Origin of the sequence: Agromyces sp. SYSU T00194, assembly GCF_040496035.1 — a bacterium.
Taxonomy (GTDB): domain Bacteria; phylum Actinomycetota; class Actinomycetes; order Actinomycetales; family Microbacteriaceae; genus Agromyces; species Agromyces chitinivorans.
This window is the reverse complement of sequence record NZ_JBEPJZ010000001.1, coordinates 989,040-1,004,624: the sequence shown is the minus strand read 5'-3', so window position 1 is coordinate 1,004,624 and position 15,585 is coordinate 989,040. Positions and strand designations below refer to the sequence as shown.

Annotated in this window: 13 protein-coding genes; 5 read left to right on the top strand and 8 right to left on the bottom strand. The window is 72.2% G+C overall.

Features of this window, described 5'->3' with window-relative positions:
- Positions 1–33: 33 nt before the first annotated feature.
- Positions 34–708: an arsenate-mycothiol transferase ArsC gene (locus ABZK10_RS04635; protein WP_353808020.1), complete on the top strand. Its 675-nt coding sequence runs from the start codon at positions 34–36 to the stop codon at positions 706–708.
- Positions 705–1,877: a glycosyltransferase gene (locus ABZK10_RS04630; RefSeq protein ID WP_353808018.1), complete on the top strand. Its 1,173-nt coding sequence runs from the start codon at positions 705–707 to the stop codon at positions 1,875–1,877. The genes ABZK10_RS04635 and ABZK10_RS04630 overlap by 4 nt, the downstream gene beginning before the upstream one ends.
- Here ABZK10_RS04630 and ABZK10_RS04625 read toward each other — a convergent pair.
- The gene (locus tag ABZK10_RS04625) at positions 1,844–2,743 is read right to left on the bottom strand and encodes an alpha/beta fold hydrolase (RefSeq protein WP_353808017.1); all 900 of its coding nucleotides are present in this window, start codon (positions 2,741–2,743) and stop codon (positions 1,844–1,846) included. The genes ABZK10_RS04630 and ABZK10_RS04625 overlap by 34 nt on opposite strands.
- Before the next feature lie 68 nt (positions 2,744–2,811).
- Between ABZK10_RS04625 and ABZK10_RS04620 the strand changes: the two genes are divergently transcribed.
- A complete protein-coding gene (locus ABZK10_RS04620; RefSeq protein WP_353808016.1) occupies positions 2,812–3,465 on the top strand; it encodes a TetR/AcrR family transcriptional regulator in 654 nt (217 codons plus the stop codon).
- Between the two features lie 199 nt (positions 3,466–3,664).
- Here ABZK10_RS04620 and ABZK10_RS04615 read toward each other — a convergent pair whose 3' ends face one another.
- From ABZK10_RS04615 to ABZK10_RS04590, 6 genes are all read right to left on the bottom strand, one after another.
- Positions 3,665–5,566: a pectate lyase-like domain-containing protein gene (locus tag ABZK10_RS04615; RefSeq protein WP_353808015.1), complete on the bottom strand. Its 1,902-nt coding sequence runs from the start codon at positions 5,564–5,566 to the stop codon at positions 3,665–3,667.
- Between the two features lie 192 nt (positions 5,567–5,758).
- A complete protein-coding gene (locus ABZK10_RS04610) occupies positions 5,759–8,953 on the bottom strand; it encodes an ExeM/NucH family extracellular endonuclease (protein WP_353808014.1) in 3,195 nt (1,064 codons plus the stop codon).
- 218 nt (positions 8,954–9,171) lie between these two features.
- Positions 9,172–9,972, bottom strand: a complete 801-nt coding sequence (locus ABZK10_RS04605; protein WP_353808013.1) for an ABC transporter permease — start codon at positions 9,970–9,972, stop codon at positions 9,172–9,174.
- Between the two features lie 11 nt (positions 9,973–9,983).
- Positions 9,984–11,006, bottom strand: coding sequence for an ABC transporter permease (locus ABZK10_RS04600; protein WP_353808012.1), 1,023 nt, complete (start codon positions 11,004–11,006; stop codon positions 9,984–9,986).
- Between the two features lie 3 nt (positions 11,007–11,009).
- Positions 11,010–12,194 (bottom strand): ABC transporter substrate-binding protein, encoded by a 1,185-nt coding sequence (locus ABZK10_RS04595; RefSeq protein ID WP_353808011.1) that lies wholly within the window; start codon positions 12,192–12,194, stop codon positions 11,010–11,012.
- A gap of 54 nt (positions 12,195–12,248) precedes the next feature.
- Entirely contained in the window at positions 12,249–13,304 is a 1,056-nt protein-coding gene (locus ABZK10_RS04590; RefSeq protein ID WP_353808010.1) for an ABC transporter ATP-binding protein, read from the bottom strand.
- Positions 13,305–13,406: 102 nt separating this feature from the next.
- Here ABZK10_RS04590 and ABZK10_RS04585 point away from each other — a divergent pair, with 102 nt between their 5' ends.
- The gene (locus tag ABZK10_RS04585; RefSeq protein WP_353808009.1) at positions 13,407–14,168 is read left to right on the top strand and encodes a FadR/GntR family transcriptional regulator; all 762 of its coding nucleotides are present in this window, start codon (positions 13,407–13,409) and stop codon (positions 14,166–14,168) included.
- Positions 14,165–14,941: a PDC sensor domain-containing protein gene (locus ABZK10_RS04580; RefSeq protein ID WP_353808008.1), complete on the top strand. Its 777-nt coding sequence runs from the start codon at positions 14,165–14,167 to the stop codon at positions 14,939–14,941. The genes ABZK10_RS04585 and ABZK10_RS04580 overlap by 4 nt, the downstream gene beginning before the upstream one ends.
- Positions 14,942–14,959: 18 nt before the next feature.
- Here the strand turns inward: ABZK10_RS04580 and ABZK10_RS04575 are convergent, their stop codons facing one another.
- Entirely contained in the window at positions 14,960–15,562 is a 603-nt protein-coding gene (locus ABZK10_RS04575; RefSeq protein WP_353808007.1) for a MarR family winged helix-turn-helix transcriptional regulator, read from the bottom strand.
- Between the last annotated feature and the right edge of the window lie 23 nt (positions 15,563–15,585).

Below are 15,585 nucleotides of genomic sequence, written 5' to 3'. Positions count from 1 at the left end.
TCCCCGTGCACGGTCCGGATCGACGGGGGTGGCATGGCCGGAGACACGTTCGACGTGCTCGTCGTCTGCACGGGGAACGTGCACCGATCGCCCCTCGGCGCGATGCTGCTCGGCACCTGGGCGGGCTGGTACCTCCCGCCATCGGTGCGCGGCTCGGTGCGCGTCGGCAGCGCCGGCGTGCGCGCGCCCGAGGGTGCGTCGATGGGGCGTCGCGCGCGTGCCATCGCCGAGGCGCTCGGCGGCGACGGCCGGCCGCATCGTGCGCGCCAGATCACGGAAGCCGACATCCGCTCCGCCGACCTCGTGCTCGCCGCCTCCGGCCGGCACCGGGAGCGCATCATCGAGTTGGTGCCGGGTGCCCTGCGCACGGCCTTCACCATTCGCGAGGCCGGCCGCATCGCGGGCAACTTCCGGCTCCCGGCGGCACCGGCGTCGGTGGCCGAACTGCGCCGCGTCGTGGCCGCGCTCGCCGCGAACCGGGCCCTCGGCGCGGGAGGGGACGACATCGTCGACCCCCAGGGCAAGGCCGACGACGCCTACCTCGAGATGGCCGCCGAGGAGGTCCCGCCGCTCGCCGCGCTGGCGGGGCTGCTGTTCGGGATGCCGGCCGCCGAGGTCGCGGCCTACCGCGACGCGTCGTACGGACCCGAGCTGCTGGCGGGCCGCGACGGCGGGGAGGCGGCGGGGTCGGGCAGGCACCGCGGATGAGCGGGCCGCACGCCGGCCGCCCGCTCCGGGTGCTCCACCTCGACCACACGACGGCGCGCGGCGGCGCGGAGTACGCGCTGCTCCGGATGCTGCGGGCGGATCCGGCCTGGTCGCCGGTCGTGCTGCTGGCGCCGACGGATGCCCCGGACCACGGGGTCTACCGCGACCTGCCGGCACACGTGCCGGTGCGCGTCGCGGGCGTGCACCAGCCCGCCGGGGTGAGCGCGGGCGGCCGGTTGCGGCAGGTCGACGCGCTGCTGCGTCTCGGCGCGCAGGCCGTGGCGACCCGGGTGCACCGCGCGTTCCGCTCCGCGGACGTCGTGCACGCGAACACCGCGCGCGCTGCGGCGTACGGGGCGCTCGCCGCCCGCACGTCGCGCGTGCCGTTCGTGGTGCACCTGCGCGACATGACCGCGCCCGACGCGATCGGCGCGGCGGGGCACGCGCTCATGACGAGGCTCGTGCTGCCCCGCGCCGACGGCGTGATCGCGAACTCGCACGCGACGCTCGAGTCCGCGCGCCCGTACCTGCGGGCGGGGGCGCGTTCGGCGGTCATCCCGAGCGCGGCGGGCCTGCGCCCCGCATCGGGTGCTCCGCGCCTCGAGGGCCCGCTGCGCATCGGCATGCTCGCACGCATCGACCCGTGGAAGGGCCAGGACCTGCTGCTGCGCGCCTTCGCGGCGGCGCTGCCCGACTCGGACGCCCGCCTCGAACTGCCCGGCGACGCGCCGTTCGGCCACGAGGCGCACGCGGCGAGGCTGCAGGCGCTCGCCGTCGAGCTCGGCGTCGCCGACCGGGTGGAGTTCCCGGGGCACGTCGAGGACGTGCCCGGCACGCTCGCGCGGTGGGACGTCGCGGTGCAGGCGTCCGTGCGGGCGGAGCCGCTCGGACAGAACGTGCTGCAGTACCTCGCCGCCGGCAGGGCCGTCGTCGTCGCCGGCGAGGGCGGCCCGGCCGAGTGGGTCGCGGACGGCGTCAACGGGCTCGTGGTGGAGCCGCGCGACGTCCCCGCACTGGCGGAGGCGCTGGGGCGGCTGGCGGCCGACGCCGCCTTGCGCGAGCGGCTCGCGACGGCGGCGGCGGCGACGCCGGGGCTGCTCGACGACGCGGCGGTCGCCGCGGCGCACGCCCGCTTCTACGCGGAGGTGCGCGCCGCCGTCTCCGGCTGACCGGTGAGCTCGTCTGCGAGCAGCTCGAGCGCGGCGTCGAGCACGGCGTCGTCGCGCAGGATGCGCGTGTGCCCGGCGCCCGTGGTGTCGAGCCGGTGCGCCTGCGGGTGCGCGCCGAGGTACCGGTCGGCCTCCTTCGGCGACACGCGGCGGTCGGCGACGTCGTGCACGACGAGCAGGTCGACCGTGTCGGGGAGCGGGTGGCGCAGCGCCGAGACCCGCGCGAACGGGTCGGGCTCGCCCGGGAAGAGTCGGGCGACGAAGCGCCGGCGCATCGCGTCGAGGGTGCGGGCGTCGAGCCCGAGCGCTCCCCCGAACTCGGCGAACACCGCGTCGGCGTCCGCCGGTGCAGCGATCGTCATGACCCTGCGGGTCGTGACGCCCTCGGCGATCGCGGTGAACGTACCCAGCGCCCCGAAGGAGTGCGCGACGACGGCGTCGAACCGCCCGTACCGGTGCTGCAGCGCGTGGATCGCGTCCACCCAGTCGACCACGTAGGCGTGGCGGCCGCCCGACTCGCCGTGCGCCGGAGCATCGAAGGCGACCACGCGGTAGCCCGCGGAGCGGAGTTCGCGCACGAGTGGTGCGAACTGGCTCGCCCGGCCCTGCCAGCCGTGCACGAGGAGCACCACGTCGTCGCCGGTGCCCCACTCGTAGGTGGCGACGTCGACGCCGGCGTGGTCGATGCCGGGGATGCGCACGCTCGCGCGGCGCGCCTGTTCCATGACCGGGGCGTCGCGCGGGTCGAGCGGCATGGGGCGCCCGACGTGGAGGAAGAGCCGGAGGGCCAGGGCTGCGCCCGCGGCCGGCGCCACGGCGCTGAGGGTGCGGGTGCCGGTCGCGACGGTGGCGAGCAGGGCGTTCATGGTGACTCCAAACAATACGAACGATCGTACAACTAACTATACGCACGATCGTACGGTAAACTGAGGGCATGACGCAAGGGGTGATCGACGGACGTCGCGCGCGCGGCGACGAGTCGCGCCGCGCGGTGCTCGCGCAGGCGATCGACCTCGCGTCCGTCGACGGCCTCGAGGGGCTGTCGATCGCGCGCCTCGCCGAGGCCGCCGGGCAGAGCAAGAGCGGCGTCGCCGCACTGTTCGGCTCGAAGGAGCGGCTCCAGCTCGCCGCCGTCGACGCCGCGCAGGTGAAGTTCACCGCGGAGGTCATCCAGCCCGCGCGCGACGCCGCCGAGCGGGGCCTCGCCCGCGTGGTCGCCCTGGTGGGCGGGTGGATCGACTACTCGTCGCGACGCGTCTTCGCCGGGGGATGCTTCTTCGCCGCCGCATCCGTCGAGTTCGACTCGAAGCCGGGCGCCGTGCGCGACCGCGTGATGGGCGCCCTCGACACCTGGGAGGACTACCTGGCGGTGTCGATCGGGTACGCGATGGAACGCGGCGAACTGCCCCGGCTCGACGACGCCCGCCAACTCGCGTTCGAGATCACCGCGCTGCTCGACGCCGCCAACACGCGCTCGCTGCTGCGCGAGACCGACGAGCCCTACCGGCGCGCGGCCGTCGCGGTGGCCGACCGCCTGGTCGCGCTCGGCGCCGACCCCGCGGTGGCGGCCCGGCTCCGCCGCCCCTGACCCCTCCCGCGGTGGGGGGCTCGCTCTTCAGGAGATCGCGGGCCGGAACTGACATCACGGAGGCGACTCGCCGGATTTCGGCCCGGAACCGGGCCGTCACTCCTGAAAAGCGACCACCCCAGCACGTGGACCAGCCCGTGGATGCGGACGTGGCCGTGCGCCCGACCCCAACCGCGGGCCGGGCGCACGGTGCGCGGGCCTACGGCGCCGGGTAGTCGACGATGAAGGCCGGCGCGCCGGTGTTCGTGTCGTCGACCTGGCCGCCCACGCCGTTCACGACGTGGCGGATCGTCCCGGCGCTGAGGTTGACGGTCATGACGTGGTGCAACCGCACCCCGTCGACCTCGGGCACCGAGAAGCCGTTCTCGGTGACGATCGACGGGGTGTTCTGGTTGAAGACGTACACGCCCGCGCCGAACAGCTCGTGGGTCGTCACGTCGTCGCCCACGGTGTAGCCGGCGTAGCCGAGCGTGCCGTCGGGCTGCGTCCAGTCCGCCTGGGTCGGCGGGTCGTACGGCAGCTCGTTCTGGTACAGCACGACCGTGCCGCCGTCGCCGTTCCAGAGCGCGTTGTACTGCTGGAAGTGCTCGACGAAGAGCCCGGTGGCCGTGACGTCGTCGCCCTCGACGACGATGCCGTTGCGCCCCGTGTTGGTGTTCCAGCGATCGGTGTCGCCGTTCACGCCCTCGGTGAAGCCCTCGATGCCGTGGTCGGCGCGCCAGACCCACGCGTGGTCGATGAGCACGTGGTCGCTGTGCACCTCGATCGCCGTGTCGACCCGGCCGATGTGGGGGCCGCCGACGCGCACGTACACGTCGCTCAGCGTGGTCGGGTTCGCCTCGGCCGCGCGTGCCGCGCTGCCCTCGCCGTGCTCGCCGCCCGCCTTGCCGACGCGCAGGAGCGCCGGTGAGAGCTCGGTGCCGGCGTCGAAGGTGACTCCGGCGATGACGACGCCGGGGACGTCGGCGACCTGCATCGCGACGGCGCCGCCGGTGGCGGTGAGCGTGGCGTGGCCCATGCCGAGCACCACCGTGTCGGGCCGCGTGACCCGGATGGTGCTGCCGATGTCGTACACGCCGGGTGTCAGCAGCAGGTTGCTGCCGCGCGCGAGGGCGGCGTTGATGTCCTGCACCGAGTCGTCGGGCGTCGCGATGAAGAACTCCGTGATCGGCACCGTGCGGCCGGGGGTCTCGCCCTCGCCCCACGTGATGCCGCGGGTGTCGCGCTGTGCAGACGGCACGCGCACGGCGTAGTCGCCGGCGTCGTCGACGAACAGGTACGGCTTCTCGCGGCTGACCGGCGTCTCGTCGAGCGTCGTGTAGGGCTGCTCGGGGAACGTCGATTCGTCGGGAGCGCCCTCGGTGCCGGCGAAGACCTGGTTCCAGACCGCGTTGCTCCAGCCGGCGGTGACGTCGCTGTTGCGCACGAGCCACTGCTGCTGCGAGCCGTTGATCGTGTACGGCAGGCGCGAGTCGGCGATGAAGCCGCCGGACGCGAAGTGCGGCCCGGCCGTGCAGTAGTCCATGAGGCTCAGGTTCGCACCCGAGATGTCGAGGCGGCGCATCGACACCGCCTGCGAGACCGCCCAGAAGTTCGCGCTCGCGCGGCATCCGTCCTGCCCGGCACCGTTCACCTCGATGGACAGGTTCGACAGCGTGCGCCAGAAGTTCACCAGCGCGATGCAGTTGGAGGTGCCGTCGTCCTCGAGGCATCGGTTGTAGACCTCGACCGCGCCGTTCACGGTGACGTCGGTGGGGGATGCCCCGAGCCCTGCGACCTCCGTGTAGTAGCCGACCTCGAACTGGAGCGGCTGCTCGGCTGTGCCGTACTCGCCGGGGAGGAAGTACACGGCCCGGCGTTCCGTGCTCATCTCGGCGTCGCGCTGCTGGTCGGCGAGCGCGTCGAGTTCCGCGGAGATCTCCGACAGCGGCATCGACGGGTCGAAGATCGTGACGTTCGGGCCGAAGTCGGGCGCCTGCGGATCGACCTGCTGCGGTGCTGCGGCGAGTGCCGGGGAGGCCGTCAGCGTGCCGGCCAGGACTGCGGCTCCGAGGAGTACGGTCGCGGCGCGACCGCGACGGGGTGGTGCGTTGGTGCTCATCCGGTGTCCTCTTCCTTGAGGTGGTGGTGGTGAAGCAAGCGGCTCCGCCTACTTACTTACAGGACAGTAACCATTTCTGACCCGAACGCGCAACGGTCACCGGACCGGAGCATCCCCCGATGGCGCAGATGGCCCGGACACGACGATGGCCGCCCCCGGTCGGGGACGGCCATCGTCGTGGGCGCGGTCAGGTCACTGCATCCAGCGGCCCCGGGGGGCGGTGACCGAGATCACCACGGAGTCGGATGCCGTGTTGCCGGCGTAGTCGGTCGCCTCGACGGTCACCGTGTAGGTCGCGCCGATGCGGGCGATGACCTGCACCTGGTCGTCGGAGAGGACCTCGATGCCCGACTTCTTGCCGTCGGCCGTGGCGTCGACGATCTCGACGGTCGGGGCGAGCCCCGAGTCGTCGGTCGCGTCGATCACGAGGTCGACCGTGGTCCAGGCTCCGGTCGGCGGGAAGACCGTCGCGGGGTCGGCCTCGACGCTGATCTCGGGCGGCGTGGTGTCGAACTGGAGGCCGACGATGACCGGGTCGTGGTCGCTCGACCGGTACGGGTCGGGCGCGTACAGGGCGTCCTGGGCGGGCTTCTTGAACGACATGTCGTAATCGATGAGGCTCGGCTCGTCGGCGTTGATGTTCCACGGCGCCGCGCCCGTCACGTCGCCCACCAGGCCCGTACCCGCCAGCGCGTAGTCGAGATAGCCGAGCTGGCCGTCGAACACGTAGGAGTACGCGTACTCGCCCTGCTGCTGGAGGAGCAGGTCGGTGTAGCCCGCACCCGTGAACACGTCGATCGGGTCCTCGTGGTCGTACGAGTTGAGGTCGCCGATGATGAGCGCCCGGTCGGCGGTGCCCGTGCCGGTCGGATCGGTGGCGATCCAGTCGGTCATGGCCGCCGCCGCCGCGGTGCGGGTCAGGTTGCAGTTGCCCGCGCCGTCCCCGAGGTCGGCGTCCCCGATCTCCTCGCACGAGGAGCCCTTCGACTTCAGGTGGTTGACCACGACGGTGAACTCCTCGCCCGCCGGGTCGGCGAACGTCTGCGCGAGCGCCGGGCGGTTCTCGGTGTCGATGAACCGCGGGTCGACCGAGCTGTCGAGCAGCGCGAAGGCGCCCACGGGGGTGACCGTCGCCGGCTTGAAGATGAACGCCGTGGCGATCTCGTCGGTGCCGATCACGCCCGTGTCGACGTACGCGTACGTTCCTGCACCGACCGCGTCGTTCAGGGCGTCGACCAACGTCGCGACCGCGCTGTCAGCGCCCTCGTCGCCGTTGTTCTCGATCTCGATGAGGCCGAACACGTCGGCGTCGATCTCAGCGAGGGCCGCCACGATCTTGGCCTCCTGGCGTGCGAGCTCCTCGAGCGTGTTCGCACCGCGCGAGTTCAGGGTGGTGAAGTAGTTCAGCACGTTGAAGCTCGACACGGTCGTGGTGCCGCCCACCTCGGGCACTTCGGGCCGCGGGTTGACCGACTCGTAGTCGGCGCCCTGCGTCTGCTGCACCGACCACGTGCTGAAGCGGTAGTCGAGCACGCCGGTGACGTTCGTCAGCAGGTCGCCGCCGCGGAACGTGTTGTCGAGCGTGAACTCCTCGCCGTTCGGGTGGATGGCCGGGTCGGGATTCTCCGTGCTGCGGCCGTCGTCGATGCCGATGCGGTTGAGCGCATTCTGCTCGGCGAGGTCGATCGCGGGCTGGCCCGGCTCGACCACGGCGGTCGGCGTGTACTGCCGCTCGGTGCCGATCGAGATCAGGCCGTAGCGGCCGTAGTTGTAGAACTCGAGGATCGCGAGCTCCTGCGGGAGCGTGACGAGCATCCCCTCGACGGCCTCGCGGTCGGCCTCGGTGGCCGGCAGCGTGAGCTCGGTCGCGGCGGGCAGTTCGACCCCGGTGTCGCAGACGACGACCTCGGCGGGCGTGATCTCGGTGAGGCCGAAGTACTCGCTCACGGCGCCCGCGACGATCACCTCGTCGCCCACGTCGACGGGTGCACCGCCCGGCGCGTAGACGAAGATGCCGTCGCTCGTGGCGGAGTCGCCGTCGCCGGCGTCCTGGATGTAGTAGCCGGCGAAGCCGCCGTCCTGGAAGTCGCCCACGACCACGCCGCGCACGATGACGAACTCGCCCTCGCCGGCGGACGCGTCCTCGGTGCCCTGCACCGAGCCGATGGTCACCGGCTCGTCGGTGCAGCTGAGCGGCGGGGCGACGTACACCTCGTTGGGTGCGCCCGGGGTGTTCCAGGCCTCGCCGACCACCGGCATCGCGCCGGGGTAGGCATCGGTGCCGGCGCCGTTGAACGCGTTGCGGACCCAGTCGGAGGGGGCGTCGGTGTCGAAGCCGTCCGGGATGCGCGAGGCGCCGCCCGGGTCGAAGCTGCTGAGCCCGTCGTAGTTCGGGCCGAGCACGGTGCCGCCGTAGGCGAGGTCGCCGCTGCCGCCGTCGTGCACGGCGACCGCGTCGACGAGGGCCGTCCATGGCATCGGGGCGTCGAGCTCGCCGTCGTCGTCGGCGTCGAGGTCGTCACCGGCCGCGCCGGTGAACCCCTCCACGAGCAGGAGGGACATCGTGCCGTTCTCGAGGGAGTTCGACGCAAGGTCGGCGAGGTACAGGCCGTCGGCGTCGGTGGTGCCGAGGGGGATGACCCGGTCGACGGTGCCCGTGGCCGACGATCCATCGCCCTCGATCGAGAGCACGGAGTAGGCCGACAGGTCGGTGTCGGGGTCGCCGTACACCTCGACGTACTCGGCGAGGTCGGTGCCGGTGGTGTCCGCGGAGAACTCGTTGATCACGGGCCCGGACGGGCCGGTCGTGCCGTCGCAGTCCACGGTGTGCGAGCCGAGCCCGTCGAACGTGTTCTGCGCGAACCCCACCCACTCGGTGGCCGGGTCGAACGCGTCGTCGACGATCGTGTCGCCGATGCAGACCGATGCCATGCGGCGCAGCGTGACGTCCGTACCCCAGGAACTGTCGTCGCCGACCTGGCCGATGGAGTCGACGACCGTTCCTGAATGCTTCAGCACGATGGCGTCGTTGCCGTTCCAGAGGCCGGAGCTGGTGATCTGGTCGGCAGGCTCGGGCAGTACGGCTCCGTCATCCGCGAACACGTACGCGTCGCCGGCGGCGAGGCTCCCCTCGAGCGTCGCGTTCACGCTTCTGGTCGTATTGCCGTTCGAGTACACCTCCAACGTGTACTCGGTCAGGTCGATCGTGCCCGACGTCGGGTTGTACAGCTCGACCGCCTTGTTGTTCGACGATCCCTCGACGTACTCGCTGATGATCAGCTCGCTCGGCCCCACCTCCTCCGCCTGGGCGGGGGCGACGACGCCGACGGCCAGCAGCGAGGCTGCGGCCGCGGCGGCGAGTGCGGTTCGACGAACGGGATGTCTCATCAGTGCTCCTCACGGCTTCACGAGTCCGTGGGCGCACGTGTCCCCCGAACGTGGGAGAGACTAGGCCGCGGTCGATATCGTCCGGAAGGCCCTCCGGGTTACCACTGTGTGAATCACGCGGATGCGCAGTCCTGGCGACATCCGTGCTCATCTGAGCAGCGCGAGACGGAGACGGGTGCCGCCGGGCGCGAGGGGCGGAGGCCCGTGGCATCCGCCCCTCAGCGTCGCTGCTGCTCCGACCCCGACAACCGCTGCGCGATGGCGATCGGGATGATCGAGACGAGCACGAGCACGACCGCGATGACCGCCACGATGGGCGCCTGGTTCGGCCGGAACATGTTGTTCAGGATGAAGATGGGCAGCGTCGTCACGCCCGACCCCGCGGTGAACGTCGTGACGATGATCTCGTCGAACGAGAGCGCGAACGCGAGCAGGCCGCCCGCGAGCAGCGCCGAGCGCAGCTGCGGGAACGTGACCAGCCGGAACGTCGTCCACACGCCCGCGCCGAGGTCGGCCGACGCGTCCTCGAGGTTCGTGCCCTGCCGGCGGAGCCTGGCGATGACGTTGTTGAACACCGTGACGATGCAGAACGTCGCGTGCGCGATGACGACCGTCCAGATCGACAGCGGCACCCCCATGATGGTGCGGAAGAAGTTGTTCAGCGCGATGCCCGTGATGATGCCGGGCAGCGCGATGGGCAGGATCACGAGCAGGCTCACCGCGTCGCGCCCGAAGAACGAGAACCGCTGCAGCGCGAGCGAGATCAGCGTGCCGAGCACGAGCGAGACGATCGTGGCGATCACCGCGACCTGCACGCTCGTGAGCACCGCCTCGAGGGCGCCCGCGCTGCGGAACGCGCGGCCCCACCACTCGAGCGTGAAGCCGGGCGGCGGCCAGCTGAGGCTCGTGCTCGTCGAGAACGAGTTCACGAGCACGACGAACAGCGGCACGTACACGATCACCAGGATCAGGGCCGTCACGGACCCCAGGGTGATGCGGGCGGCGCGGGAGAGTCGCATCCGTTTCGCTCCTAGAGGTTGTCGAGCGCGCCGGTGCGGCGCACGAGGAAGAGGTAGCCGAAGATGATCACGATCGGGATGAGCGCGATCGCGGACGCCAGCGGCAGGTTGTTCGCCGCGCCGACGTTCGTGTAGACGAGGTTGCCGAGCATCTGGCTCGCGCCGCCGACGATGTTCACCGTGATGTAGTCGCCGAGCGACAGCGAGAAGCTGAAGATGGTGCCCGCGATGATGGCGGGCATCGCCATCGGCAGCACCACCAGGCGCATGGTCTGCCAGGTCTTCCCGCCCAGGTCGCCGGATGCCTCGAGGAGCGAGTCGGGCACGCGCTCGAGCCCAGCGTAGATCGGGAGGATCACGTACGGCAGCCAGAGGTAGGACAGCGTGATGATCGTGGCCGGCAGGCCGTAGCCCGGCGTGTGCAGCCCGAGCGGCGAGATGAGCCACTCGAGGATGCCGTCCTGCGAGAGCACCGACCGCCAGGCGTAGGCCTTCACGAGGTAACTCGCCCAGAGCGGGGTGAGCACCGCGACCACGAGGGCGCGCTGGAGGCGGGGCGACGCGACCTTCGCCATGAAGAAGGCGATCGGCAGCGCGAGCGCCACGTCGATCACCGTGACCGCGAGGGCCACGCCGAGGGTGCGGAGGGTGACCGTCTGGTACAGCGAGCCCGTGATCACCGTGATGATGTTGTCGAGCGTGAACTCGGTGGAGATCTGCCCGGTGAAGCTGTCGACCGTCCAGAACGCGGTGACCAGCAGCGCCGCGAGCGCCACGATGTAGACGAGGCCGAGCCAGAACAGCGGGGCCGAGAGCAGCAGTGCGAGCCGCGCGCGCGGGTGGGCGCTGAGGAACACGGAGCCGCGACGGGCGAGCGTGTCGCGCGGCGTCGGCACGGGTGCGCGTCCGGGGGCTCCGGGGGCCGGGGCGGGGGCGTCGGTCGTGGTCATGGCGTCCTCGAGCGGGTCGGTGGGGTGGTGGGGCGGATGCCCCGGGGTGGGCGGCCCGTCGGTGGGACGGGCCGCCCGGGGCATCCGTCAGCCCTTGATCTCCTGCCAGGCCGTCGTCCAGCCCGCGTAGTCGACGCACTCGACGTCGGTGCGGCCGTCGACGCACTCGGCGATCGGCGTGGTCCAGTACCAGATCTGCGCGGCGTACTCCTCGTCACCGGCGTGGTACGCCTCGCACGAGCCCTCCGAGCGGAACTCGCAGGCGGCCTCGTTCGACGGCGCCTCGCCGAAGTACTCGGTCGCGGCGGCGTTGGCCTCGGGGCTGGCGATGTAGTCGAGCCACGCGTAGGCGCAGTTCGGGTTCGCGGCCTCGGACGCGATCATCCAGGTGTCCGACCAGCCGGTCGCGCCCTCGTCGGGCAGCACGACGTCGGTCGTCGCACCCGAGCCCGCGAGCACGTTCTGGATGACCTGCCAGGTCGTGCCGACGACCGAGTCGCCGGTCTCGAACGCCTGGATCTCCTTCAGGTAGTCGCTCCAGTACTCGCCGACGTACTGGCGCTGCTCCTTGAGCAGGTCGACCGCTGCGGCGAACTGCTCCTCGTCGAGCGCGTACGGGTTCTCGATGCCGAGTTCCGGCTGGTGCGCCATGAGGTAGACCGCGGCGTCGGCGATGTAGATCGGCGAGTCGTACGCGGTGACCTTGCCGTCGTAGTCGCCGGCGGCGTCGAAGACGACGTCCCACGAGGTCGGGGCCGGCGTCACCTCCTCCGTGTTGTACATGAGCAGGTTGGCGCCGTAGCCGTGGGGCACGCCGTAGGCGACGCCGTCGACCGAGTTCCACTCCTTCTCCTTGAGGAAGTCGTAGATGCCGGCGTAGTTCGGGATGAGGTCGGTGTTGACCGGCGCCACGTCGCCCGCGGCGATGAGGCGCAGCGTCGCGTCGCCGGAGGCGGCGACGACGTCGTACTCGCCCGTCTTCATGAGGTTGAACGCCTCGTCGGAGGTGCCGTAGGTCTTCGAGGTGACCGTGCAGCCGGTCGCCTCCTCGAACGGGGTCACCCAGTCGACGGCCGGGTCGTTCGAGCCGTCCTCGACGTAGCCCGGCCACGCGAGCAGCGAGACCTGGCCCTCGAAGTCGCCCAGCTCGGTGGCCGCCTCGCCGCCATCGGTCGACCCGGAGGTCGTGCCGCAGGCGGTGAGCACGGCGACCGAGGCGATCGCCAGTGCGGTGGTGCCGACGCGCGCGGCGCGGCGGGTGATGCGTGTCATTGCAATCTCCTTGGTGTGATGCGGTGGATGGTGCGTACTGCGGGGGCCGATGGGTCAGTGGCGGGCGGATGCCTCGGGCTGCGGTGCGCCCGCGAGCGTGACGACGTCGGCGTCCCGCCAGGCGGCGAGGACGCGATCGCCGCGGGCGTCGGCGTCGCCGCGGTGCTGGTCGTTCTGCTCGAGCACGGTGATGCGCGCGCCCGCGTCGAGGTCGACCACGATGCGGGTGGCGCTGCCGGTGTAGATCAGCTCGGTGATGGTGCCCCAGGCGTGGTGCTCGCCGCTCGGCTCGGCGTCGCCGCGGGCGATCTGCACCTTCTCGGGGCGCACCGAGTGCTCGCCGTCGCGCCCGAGCAGCGCTCGGGAGAGCTCCGCGTCGAACAGGTTCGAGGTGCCGACGAAGTCGGCGACGAAGCGCGATGCGGGCCGCTCGTAGAGCTCGGCGGGCGTGCCGAGCTGCTCGATGCGCCCGGCGTTGAAGACGGCGATGCGGTCGCTGAGCGTGAGCGCCTCGTCCTGGTCGTGCGTGACGAAGATGAAGGTGATGCCGAGCTCGCGCTGGATCTGCTTGAGCTCGACCTGCATCTGCTCGCGGAGCTTCAGGTCGAGCGCGCCGAGCGGCTCGTCGAGCAGCAGCGCCTTCGGCTGCACGACCGTGGCGCGCGCGAGCGCGACGCGCTGGCGCTGGCCGCCCGAGAGCTGCGCGGGCCGGCGGTCGGCGAAGTCGGCGAGGCGCACCGAGGCGAGCGCGTCGCGGGCGCGGGCGAGCCGATCGCGACGCCCGACGCCCCGCACGCGGAGCCCGTAGGCGACGTTCTCGAGCACGCTCATGTGCGGGAAGAGCGCGTAGTCCTGGAAGACGGTGTTCACGTCGCGGTCGAACGGGGCGCGGTCGGTGACATCCGTGCCGAAGAGCTCGATGGTGCCGTCGGTCGGCTGGTCGAAGCCGGCGATGAGCCGCAGCACGGTGGTCTTGCCCGAACCGGACGGCCCCAGCATCGAGAAGAACTCGCCGGGCTGGATCTCGAGATCGACGCCGTCGACGGCGGTCAGCGCGCCGAACTCCTTGGTGAGTGCGCGGAGCCGGATTGCAGGCGTGGTCGAGTCCACGTGGCCTCCTCTGGTGTGATGGAAGAAATCCTATGGATCCATATGTAAACCCGCGAGGCCTGCGTGTTACGGTCGTGTCACAACTTCCCGGACGGGGGTCCGATGCCGCAGCTGACGAGGCTTCCCGACGTGACGCGCGCGGTCGTGTTCGCGCCGCTCGACGCCGTGGGACGCGCCGATCGCGTGGAGCAGCGGCTCGGCGACGCCATCGTGCTCGGCGTGCTGCGCGACGGCGAGAAGCTGCCGAGCGAGGCCGAGCTCGCCAGGCGCCTCGGCGTCGCGGTGGTGACCGCGCGTGAGGCGCTCGAGGCACTCCGTGCGCGGGGGCTGGTGCAGACCCGCCGTGGCCGCGAGGGCGGCAGCTTCGTGACCTTCGACCCCGCGGCATCCGATCGCGTCGTCGACGAGCGGCTCGCCGCGATCAGCCGCATCGACATCCGCGACCTCGCCGCGCACTACACGGCGATCGCCGGCACTGCGGCGGAGCTCGCCGCCGACCGTGCGACCGACGACGACGTGGCGAGCCTGCGCGCACTGGCCGCATCCGTCGACGGGGCGACCGCGGGCGGGGCACGTCGCGGCCACGGCCGGTTCCGGCTCGACGTCGCGGCGCTCAGCCAGTCGGCGCGGCTCGTGCACGAGGAGCTCCGGTTGCAGGCCGAGTTCGGGCCCCTGCTGTGGATGTGCCTGCGCGATGAGGACTATCGTGAGCGCAGCCGCGTCGTGCGCGAGGAGACGATCGACGCGATCGAGTCGCTCGACCCGGAGCGCGCGCGGCACGTGACGAGCGGCTGGATCGGCCAGGCCATCGCCTGGCTGATCGACGAGAAGACGCGCCGGGAGCGGAACGGAGGCGACGCATGAGCACGGGAACGGCACTGCCGACCGATGCCGCCGCGGCGCGCATCGCAGCGACCGTCGACGACCTCTTCGCCCTGATCGGGTCGTGGCGCGACGCCGTCGCCGCGCACGTCGCCGACCGGGTCACGCCGCTCGCCGGTGACGTCGACGCGGTCGTCGAGCGCTTCGCGACGGCGGCCCTCTCCGACCCCGACTCGCTCGTGACCGGGGCCGGCTTCGTCGCGGCCCCCGGCCTGCTCGCCGACGCGCCCTGGCACCTCGCATGGTGGCTCGGGGACGCGAACACGTTCGGCCTCGACGGCGGACCCGCGCACCTGCGGCGGCTCGAGGCCGTCGTCGACCCGGAGGCGGAGAGCTTCCGCGACTACACCACGCTCGAGTGGTGGCGCGTGCCGCGCGCGACCGGGCAGCGCCACCTGACCGGCCCGTACGTCGACTACCTCTGCACCGACGCCTACACCGTGACGATCACGGAGCCGGTGCACGTGGACGGCGAGATGATCGGCGTCGTCGGCGCCGACCTGTACGCGAGCGAGCTGGAGTCGACGCTGCTGCCCGTGATCGAGGCGACCGGGGACGCGTGCACCGTCGTCAACGCCCGCGGGCGCGTGGTCGCCTCCACCGACGCGCAGCGGGCGGTGGGCGCCGTGCTGCGCCTCGACGGGCTGCGCGCGGCACTCGACGGGCTCGGGCGCGACGCCGCCGTGGTCCTCCCGGGCGTGGGGCGGGTGGTCGCCTGCGGCGACACCACGCTCGCGCTCGTCGTGGAGGACTGAGGGGCCCGCTCGGTGCGGTCAGTCGCGCGGCCAGGCGGCCGCGAAGCGGCACAGGAGCTCGGCGAACTGCGCGCGATCGGCATCGCTGAACCCCTCGAGCGCCTGCTCGATCGCGTCGCGGCGCGTGGCGCGCGAGCGCTCGAGCGCTGCCCTGCCGGCATCCGTGATCAGGATCGCGCTGCGGCGCGCGTCACCCGGGTCCACCGCCCGGCGCACGAAGCCGGCGTCCACGAGCGCCTGCACGAGGCGGCTCGCGCGCGGCTGGTCCACGCCGATGCGCTCGCCGATCTCGCTGATGGAGAGCGAGCCGTCGGCCGCGGCCAGCACGTCGAGCACGCGACCGCGCGCGATGCCGGCGAGGCGACCGCGCGGTCCGCGTCCGCGAGCCGCGTCGTCGGTGCCGCCGCCGATGGGACCGAAGCCGCGGGGGCCCGCGCCGCCGCGGGGGCCTGCGCCGCCGTGGGGGCCCGGGTCGTCGTGGGGGCCCCGTGCGTGGTGCTCGCCGTGGGGTCCGTGCCGCCCGCGTCGCCGCCCGAACAGGCCGATCTCCTCGAGGGCGCCCTCGATGCCGCGGACCGGTTCCGAACCGGCCTCGGGAGGCTCGCCTTGACTGCCGCGCATGATGTATGTCACTATACATACAC